The sequence below is a fragment of the Amycolatopsis kentuckyensis genome (genome assembly GCF_002155975.1).
GTDB lineage: Bacteria > Actinomycetota > Actinomycetes > Mycobacteriales > Pseudonocardiaceae > Amycolatopsis > Amycolatopsis kentuckyensis.
The window spans coordinates 1-8,544 of sequence record NZ_MUMI01000040.1; the positions used below are offsets into that span (position 1 = coordinate 1).

Consider the following 8,544-nt stretch of genomic DNA (forward strand, 5'->3'; position numbering starts at 1 on the left):
GCGCGGGCCTACCAGGAGGCCATCGTCGAGCGCGGTGACCGGCCGTTCGACGAGGAGTTCATGCACGACGCCTTCGCCCGGTACTGGCAGCACGCTGGGCCCGCGACGCGCTTCAACAACGACCTCCTGGCACCGCCGCCGGAGCACGTTCTGGCCACTTTGGACACTGCGCAGCGCGTGCCCGAGGTGGCGCACCGGTTCGCGCACCTCTTCGAGAACCCGGCCGACTACGAAGGCTGGCTCGGCGATCCCGCAGCGGCGATGAGGTACCTCCAGGAGGCGACGGCGCTCGACGCCGGACGCTGACGCCGTTGCGAGCCGGCGAAATACCGGGCGGCGAGGACACCGGCGCAGAGAGGACTTCGGTCCCGGCGACGAGGACCAACAGCTCTTCAGGACTACCCCGGCCCTCGCGCAGCCGCCATCGCCGCTCCGGTCGTCACCGCGATCGGGGCCATCGCCGCGCTGGCCAAGGAGTGGACGATCGAGGTCGACCACGCCGTCGCGCCCGTGGAAGCGCCGGTGGGGACGAAGCCCGAGGAGGCTGCCCGGGAGTAGACCGTGGGGCAGGCGTGGGTCACTGAGCCTGCTCAGCCGAACGGGCTTTGGCCCGGCGCGCAGACCGTTCCCCGGGCGGGCACCGCGCCCGTGGTGAAGTAGCTGTCCAGCCAGCCGTCGATGCACGCGCTCTTGCCGCGGGCGCCGTGGCCGTACGTGTCCAGTGTCAGCAAGCGGGCGTTGGCGAGCAGACGCTCTGTCCGTTGCGCGCCGGCGTACGGGGTCTCCAGGTCGCCCTGGCCGTTGGCCAGCAGGAGGATCGGGGCCGTCGGGCGGTTCCACGGTCCCGCGTAGCGGCCCGTGTCCGTGACGTCCCAGGTCGCGCACGGCAGCGTCTTGTAGACGTCGTACGGCCCGAAACCGCGGGCCACGCCGTCGGCGCGCCACGCGTGGTCCCACCAGACGGCCGGGTCGCGGGGGTTCGCCGCGTCCGAGCACAGGGTGGCGCCGCCGCCCAGGAGGGAGTCGATGTCCGGTGGGCCGCCCGGGGTGGCCGGGGCGGGAGCGGCCGGGTCGGCCAGGGCCTGGAGGAACGCCGCCAGCCGGGGCGCGGACCGGGCGTCGGTCAGGTAGTCGTGGATGCGGGCGATGGCGCCTTGGTAGGTGACGACGACCTGTCGCCCGGTCGTGTCGGTCACCGTGATCGGGCCGCGCTCGAGCCGGTCGAGGATCGAGGTGTGGTCGAACGTGCAGCGCGCACCGCAGGCAGTCAAGAAGGAGTGGAACGCGCGCGGGGCGTCCGTGAAGGCCTGCAGGCGGTAGCTCATCGGCGCCGAGCCGGTCGACCAGCGCACCGGGTCGTCGACCGCGTCGAGGGCCAGCGAGCCGACGCGGCCGGGGAACAGGTTCGCGTACGTCTCGCCGAGGTACGTGCCGTACGACTTCCCGTAGTACCGCAGCTTCGGCTCGCCGAACGCCGCGCGCAGCCGATCGAGGTCGCGGGCGATCGTCCCTGTCGAGAGGTGGTTCGCCAGAGGGCCCGCGTTCCGCTCGCAGAGGTCGGTGACCGTGCGGGTGTCGGCGATCTGCCGCTGCTCGGCCGCGCGGTCCAGCGGGAACGTGCCGAGGGCCCGCTGCAGGACCTCGAGCTGGGAGGGATCGGTGAAGCAGCTGATCTTCGAACTCGCCCCGACGCCGCGCGGGTCGAACCCGACGATGTCGTAGCGGGCGTGGAGGGCCGGTGTCAGCGCCGGCGCGAATCGGCCGGAGGAGCCCGGGCCGCCCGGGTTGTAGAAGATCGTGCCCAGCTTGCGGGCCTGGTCGGTGGCGGGCAGGCGCCCCACGGCGATGCGGGCGGTGCCCGCCGAAGGGTCCTGATAGGACAGTGGCACGTCGAGGTGGCCGCATTCGTAGCCGGCCGGGCACGAGGCTTCCCAGACGATCCGGGCGGGGCTTGCCGCGGCCGCGGGGGCGAGGGTGCCCACCCCGAGCGCGGCAGCCCCCAGCGCCGTCGCCGTGCGGAGTTTCCGAGAGGTCATGCCAAGATCGTCCCGCCCCGGACGCGGTGGCGCATTGGGGTGAACCACCGAATCCGGGGTGGGGTAAACCGCAACTCGATCAGGTGGTGAGCTTCGGGATGATCTGTGCCCCGTAGGACGCCAGCGTCGCCTCGCGGTCGTCGTGCATCAGGTACAGCGAGAACTGGTCCACGCCCAGTTCGGCCAGTTCCTGCAGCCGCTCGACGTGGGACGAGGCCGGCCCCAGCAGGCAGAACCGGTCGACGATCTCGTCCGGGACGAACTCGGTCGACGGGTTGCCCGCCTTGCCGTGGTGGCTGTAGTCGTAGCCCTCCCGTTCGCGGATGTAGTCCGTCAGCTCCCGCGGTACCGCCCCCGACGAGCCGTACCGCGCCACCAGGTCCGCGACGTGGTTACCGACCATCCCGCCGAACCAGCGCAGCTGTTCGCGCTGGTGGGCCAGGTCGTCGCCGACGTACGCCGGGGCCGCGACGCAGATCGTGATGCCGCCGGGGTCCCGGCCGGCCGCTCGTGCGGCGTCGCGGACCGCGCCGATCGTCCAGCGCGCGATCGCCGGGTCCGCGCACTGCAGGATGAAGCCGTCGGCGTGCTCGCCGACCGTCTGCAGGGCCTTCGGCCCGTACCCGGCCATCCACATTTCCAGGCGCCCGTTGCGGATCCACGGGATCTGCACGGTCTTGTCGTTCATGGTCACCGCGCGGCCTTCGGCGAGGTCCTTGACCACGCGCATGCAGTCGCGCACGGTGGCCAAGGTGGACGGCGGTTTCCCGACCACCCGGTGCGCGGAGTCACCGCGGCCGATGCCGCAGACCGTCCGGTTGCCGTACATGTCGTTGAGCGTGGCGAACGTCGACGCCATCACCGACCAGTCGCGCGTGCCGGGGCTGGTCACCATCGGCCCGACGACCATCGACGACGTCGCCGCGAGGATCGCCGAGTAGATGACGAACGGTTCCTGCCACAGCACGCAGGAGTCGAACGTCCACCCGTACCGGAACCCGGCGTCTTCGGCGTCCTTCATCAGCCGCACGACGTCCCGCGCGGGCGGATCCGTCTGCAGCACGATCCCGAAGTCCATGGCCGCTCCTAGTTCAGGTACTGGTTCAGCGAGCGGGACAGGAACTTGCCGTGTGACGTCGACCCGGTGAACCCGTCCGGCGACACGACCACGCGCCCGCGGGACAGCACGGTGTGCACCCGGCCGGTGATGTCCAGGCCCTCGTACGCCGAGTAGTCGACGTTCATGTGGTGCGTCGAAGCCGACAGAGTCTGCGTCGCCGAGGGGTCGTAGATCACGATGTCCGCGTCCGAGCCCGCCGCGATCACGCCCTTGCGCGGGTACAGGCCGAACATCCGCGCCGGCGTCGCCGAGCACGTCTCGACCCAGCGGCCGAGCGTCAGCTCACCGGCGACGACGCCCTGGTGCAGCAGGTCCATCCGGTGCTCGACACCCGGTATCCCGTTCGGGATGGCCCGGAAGTCGCCGCGGCCCAGCTCCTTCTGGTCCTTGAAGCAGAACGGGCAGTGGTCGGTGGACACCACGGACAGGTCGTTCGTCCGCAGCCCGCGCCACAGGTCGGCCTGGTGCGACTTCTCCCGCAGCGGCGGCGAAGCGACGTACTTCGCGCCCTCGAAGTCCGGCTTGGCCAAGTCCTCAATGGACAGATAAAGGTACTGCGGGCACGTCTCGGCGAAGACGTTCTGACCGTCGTTGCGCGCCTCCGCGACCGCCGCGAGCGCTTGCGACGCCGACAGGTGCACGATGTACAGCGGCGAGCCTGTCACCTTCGCGAGCTGGATCGCCCGCGAGGTCGCCTCTCCTTCCAGTTCCGGCGGCCGGGTCAGGCCGTGCTGCACCGGATCGATGTTGCCCGCTGCGAACGCCTGCGCCGCCAGCTGGTCGATCGCGATGCCGTTTTCCGCGTGCATCATGATCGTAGCGCCGATTTCGCGCGCTTTCTGCATGGCCAGCAGGATTTCCCCGTCCGTGGAGTAGAACACCCCCGGGTAGGCCATGAACATCTTGAAGCTGCCGACGCCGCCGTCGATGCAGGCTTCCATCTCCTTCAGCGACTGGTCGTTGACGTCGGAGACGATCATGTGGAAGCCGTAGTCGATCGCGCAGTTGCCGTCCGCCTTGGCGTGCCACTTGTCCAGTGTGGACAGCAGCGACGTGCCCTTGGCCTGCACGGCGAAGTCGATGATCGTGGTCGTGCCGCCCCACGCGGCCGCCGTGGTGCCGGTCGAGAACGTGTCGACCGAGTGCGTGCCGCCGAACGGCATCTCCATGTGGGTGTGGGCGTCGATGCCACCGGGCAGCACGTACTTCCCGGTGGCGTCGATCGTCTCGTCGCCGGTCAGCGTCCCGGGCGCCCCGACGGCGGCGATGGTCTCGCCGTCGACGAGGACGTCCGCGGAAAAAGCGCCCGACGGCGAAACGACCTGACCGCCCTGGATGAGGGTGGTCATCAGGCCTCCGCGAGCGGGCCGTAGGTGTCCGGGCGGCGGTCGCGGTAGAACGCCCACTGGTTCCGGACCTCGTCGAGCAGGCCGAGGTCGAGGTCGCGCACCACCACCTCGTCGTCGGTGTCGGACGCGGCGTCGCCGACCAGCTGCCCGCGCGGGTCGACGAAGTACGTCTGGCCGTAGAAGTCGTTGTCGCCCAGCGGTTCCACGCCCACCCGGTTGATCGCGCCGACGAAGTACTCGTTCGCCACCGCGGCCGCCGGCTGCTCCAGCCGCCACAGGTACTGCGACAGGCTGCGGCTGGTCGCCGACGGGTTGAACACGATCTTCGCCCCGGCCAGGCCGAGCGCACGCCAGCCCTCCGGGAAGTGCCGTTCGTAGCAGATGTAGACGCCGATGCGGCCCACGGCCGTGTCGAACACCGGGTAGCCGAGGTTGCCGGGGCGGAAGTAGAACTTCTCCCAGAACCCCTTGACCTGCGGGATGTGGTTCTTGCGGTACTTGCCGAGGTAGCTGCCGTCGGCGTCGATCACCGCGGCGGTGTTGTAGTAGACGCCGGGCTGCTCGACCTCGTACATCGGCACGATCAGCACGACGCCGTGGCGCTCGGCCACCTCCTGCATGAGCTTCGTGGTGGGCCCGTCCGGGATGGCCTCGGTGTAGGAGTAGTAGTCGGCGTCCTGCACCTGGCAGAAGTACGGCCCGTAGAACAGTTCCTGCAGGCAGACGACCTGGGCGCCCTGGGAAGCGGCGGTGCCGATGTGGTCGACCGCCGCCTTGATCATGGACTCCTTGTCACCCGTCCACCGCTGCTGGATCAGGCCGGCTCGAACCACGCTCACTGATTTCCTCCTTCGTTGTGGACAAGGGCATGGACAGGGCGGCGAAGACGACGAACGCGCCGACCAGGCCGACCACCCAGTTGTAGTCGTAAAGCGGCTTGAGGAACGGGATCAGCCCGGCGTCGGGGAACGGCCCGCCGTACGCGCCGCCGACCGCCAACAGCGCTCCCACCAGCGTCGCGACCAGAGCCCGCCAGTTCCAGCCGCCGCTGAACCAATACACCCCATCGGGTGTGTAGAGGTCCTTCAACCGGAGCTTCGTGCGGTTGATGACCCAGTACCCGGCGACGAGCACCCCGGCGACCGCGCCGAGCAGGCCGCCGTAGAAGCCGAGCCAGGCGAAGATGTAGATGTTCGGGTCGGAGTACAGCCGCCACGGCTGGATGAGGATGCCGACGACGCCGGTGATGCCGCCGCCGATCGCGAACGTGATCCGCTTCGGGAACGCGTTCGAGAAGTCGTAGGACGGGCTGACGACGTTGGCCGCCAGGTTCGCCGAGATCGTCGCCAGCACCAGCGCGACCAGCGCGACGACGACCACGACCGGGCTGGTGAACTTGTCGGCCAGCTGCGCCGGGTCCCAGATGTCCTCGCCGTAGAGCACGTGCCCGCCCGACGTGGTCAGGATGGCCACGATCGCGATGAACGTCATCGTCGTCGGCAGGCCGAGGATCTGGCCGCGGACCTGCTTGCGCTGGCTGCCGCCGAAGCGGGTGAAGTCCGGCATGTTCAGCGACAGCGTCGACCAGAACGCGATCATCGCCATCAGCGACGGCGCGAACACCTTCCAGAACTCCGGGCCCCAGCCGAGCTTGCCGCCGTCGGACAGGATCGGGCCGAGCCCGCCCGCCTTGACCAGCACGTACCCGAGCATGATCAGGAAGCCGATGGACACCAGCGGCGCCGTCCAGTTCTCGAACCGGCGGACCGCCTCCATGCCGCGCCAGATGATGAGCATCTGGCCGATCCAGAACACCACGAAGGACAGCCACAGCGTCCAGTGCTGCCCGGCGACCACGGCGGAGTCGCGCCACCACGAGCCGAGCAGGCGCCCGAGGATGACGTAGATGGCCTCGCCGCCGACCCACGTCTGGATGCCGAACCAGCCGCACGCGATGAACGCGCGCAGCAACGCGGCCAGGTTGGCGCCGCGCAGGCCGTAGAACGCGCGGGCGAACACCGGGAACGGGATGCCGTACTTCGTGCCGGCGTGGCTGTTGAGCAGCATCGGGGCCAGCACGATCAGGTTGCCGATCGTGATGGTGAGCAGCGCCTGCACCCAGTTCATGCCGAGCGCGATGAGCGACGCGGCCAGGGCGTAACTGGGGATGTTGTGGGCCATCCCCATCCAGAGCGCGAAGTAGTTGTAGGTGGTCCAGGTCCGTTTGTCGACGGGGACGGGGGCCAGTTCCTCGTTGAAGAACCGGCTGCCTTCGAGAGACCCGACGTCGGCGGGGTCGAGCTCGACCCGGCCGTCGTCGTGCACGCGCTGGTCTGCGGGTGTCGGCGCCATTGCGGAATCCTGCGCGCCTGGTCATCGCCGGGGCAACGGCAGTCTGTTCACTCTTCGCTGATCAGGAGTGCAGTCTGTCGATTGCGCGAAGGGGGCCCGGAGTGCATGACCTGCGTCACACATCCGGCCGTCATCAACCGGCAAAGAGGGTGAAACGTCTCCACAGGATCTTCACACTTCACGCGAACCGTCTCCACCGGGGGTGCTTAGGGTCGTGGTCATGGAACTGGGTGGGCGGCGCGTGCTCGTCGTCGAGGACGACCTCACGATCGCCGCGTCGATCGCGGCCCGGCTGCGGGCCGAGGGGTTCGGGGTGGACGTCGTCCACGACGGACCGGCCGCCGTCGAGGCGGAGGCCGCCGCGGAGCCGGACGTGGTGGTGCTCGACGTGATGCTGCCGGGGTTCGACGGCCTGGAAGTCTGCCGCCGGATCCAGGGGCGGCGGCCGGTGCCGGTGCTGATGCTGACCGCGCGCGCCGACGAGACGGACATGCTGGTCGGGCTGGGGGTCGGCGCCGACGACTACCTCACCAAGCCGTTCTCGATGCGGGTGCTGACCGCCCGGGTGCACGCGCTGCTGCGGCGGGTGGAGCGCTCGTCTTCGGTGACGGGCACGCGGATCGTGCTCGGCGACCTCGAAATCGACGTCGACCAGCGGCGCGTCGCCCGGGCCGGGGTCGCGGCGCAGCTGACGCCGATCGAGTTCGACCTGCTGGTGCACTTCGCGCGGCGGCCGCGGGTGGTGCAGCCGCGGGAACGGCTGCTGTCGGAGGTGTGGGACTGGGACGTCCAGGGCTCGTCCGCGGGGACGCGGGCGGTGGACAGCCACATCAAGGCGCTGCGCCGGAAGCTCGGCGCGGACCTGATCCGGACCGTGCACGGCGTCGGCTACGCGCTGGAGGCGGGATCGTGAACTTCATCCCGCGGCCGCTCGACCGGATCCGGTCGATCAAGCTGAAGCTGGCGATCCTGATGGTCGCCTCCGGTGGGGTGGCGTTCGCGTTCTTCAACTGGCAGATCGGCTGGCTGCCGCCGAAGACGACGATCACCGCGATGGTGCTCGCGCTGGTGCTGTCGCAGGTGCTGGCCCACGGGATGACGCGGCCGTTGCGCGAGATGACGGCGGCGGCGCGGGCGATGGCCAAGGGCGACTACACCCGGCGGATCCGGGCCACCACGCGGGACGAAGTCGGGGTGCTGGCGCAGGCGTTCAACCAGATGGCGGGGGACCTCGGCGACGCCGACCGGCAGCGCCGGGAGCTGATCGCGAACGTGTCCCACGAGCTGCGGACGCCGATCACGGCGTTGAGCGGCGTGCTGGAGAACATGGTGGACGGCGTCGAAGATCCCGATCCCGCCACGTTGAAGACGGCGTTGCAGCAGACCGAGCGCCTGGCGACGCTGGTGGACGAGCTGCTCGACCTGTCGCGCCTGGATGCCGGGGCGATGCCGCTGCACAAGACGTCGTTTTCGCTCTGGTCGCTGCTGTCCGAAGTGGTCGGTGAGGCGCGGTTCGCGGGCCGCGGGGTGACGTTCGAGGTGTCGGTGTCCCCGGAGGGCGCGGTGGTGACGGCGGACCGCGGGCGCTTGTTCCAGGTGGTGGCCAACCTGCTGGAGAACGCGGCCCGCCACGGCCCGGCGGGCGGGCAGGTCCGGGTGGTGGCGCAGGTGCGCCACCACCCGGACC

General features: G+C 70.0%; 7 protein-coding genes and 1 pseudogene. 3 read left to right on the forward strand and 5 right to left on the reverse strand.

Translation table 11 applies throughout. The features are described 5' to 3' along the window. Positions 1-306: pseudogene (locus tag CCN39_RS50040) on the forward strand (styrene monooxygenase/indole monooxygenase family protein); the annotation flags it as partial. A 284-nt stretch (positions 307-590) separates the two neighbouring features. On the opposite strand, the gene CCN39_RS04505 reads toward CCN39_RS50040, so the two are convergent. From CCN39_RS04505 to CCN39_RS04525, 5 genes are all read right to left on the reverse strand, one after another. After that, a complete protein-coding gene (locus tag CCN39_RS04505; protein WP_086838633.1) occupies positions 591-2,036 on the reverse strand; it encodes an alpha/beta hydrolase in 1,446 nt (481 codons plus the stop codon). 79 nt (positions 2,037-2,115) lie between these two features. Beyond that, the gene (locus CCN39_RS04510; protein ID WP_086838635.1) at positions 2,116-3,114 is read right to left on the reverse strand and encodes a TIGR03842 family LLM class F420-dependent oxidoreductase; all 999 of its coding nucleotides are present in this window, start codon (positions 3,112-3,114) and stop codon (positions 2,116-2,118) included. Between the two features lie 8 nt (positions 3,115-3,122). After that, complete coding sequence (gene hydA / locus CCN39_RS04515; protein ID WP_086838637.1) at positions 3,123-4,505, reverse strand: dihydropyrimidinase; 1,383 nt, start codon at positions 4,503-4,505, stop codon at positions 3,123-3,125. After that, complete coding sequence (locus CCN39_RS04520; RefSeq protein WP_244210616.1) at positions 4,505-5,287, reverse strand: nitrilase-related carbon-nitrogen hydrolase; 783 nt, start codon at positions 5,285-5,287, stop codon at positions 4,505-4,507. The genes hydA and CCN39_RS04520 overlap by 1 nt, the downstream gene beginning before the upstream one ends. Positions 5,288-5,297: 10 nt before the next feature. After that, positions 5,298-6,857: an NCS1 family nucleobase:cation symporter-1 gene (locus CCN39_RS04525; protein ID WP_086838641.1), complete on the reverse strand. Its 1,560-nt coding sequence runs from the start codon at positions 6,855-6,857 to the stop codon at positions 5,298-5,300. 220 nt (positions 6,858-7,077) lie between these two features. On the opposite strand from CCN39_RS04525, the gene CCN39_RS04530 reads away from it, so the two are divergent. Together CCN39_RS04530 and CCN39_RS04535 are read left to right on the forward strand one after the other, a co-directional pair. Continuing rightward, a complete protein-coding gene (locus CCN39_RS04530; RefSeq protein WP_208630139.1) occupies positions 7,078-7,770 on the forward strand; it encodes a response regulator transcription factor in 693 nt (230 codons plus the stop codon). Next, on the forward strand, positions 7,767-8,544 hold a 778-nt coding region (locus CCN39_RS04535), incomplete at its 3' end, for a histidine kinase dimerization/phospho-acceptor domain-containing protein (RefSeq protein ID WP_086838646.1). The genes CCN39_RS04530 and CCN39_RS04535, both read left to right, overlap by 4 nt.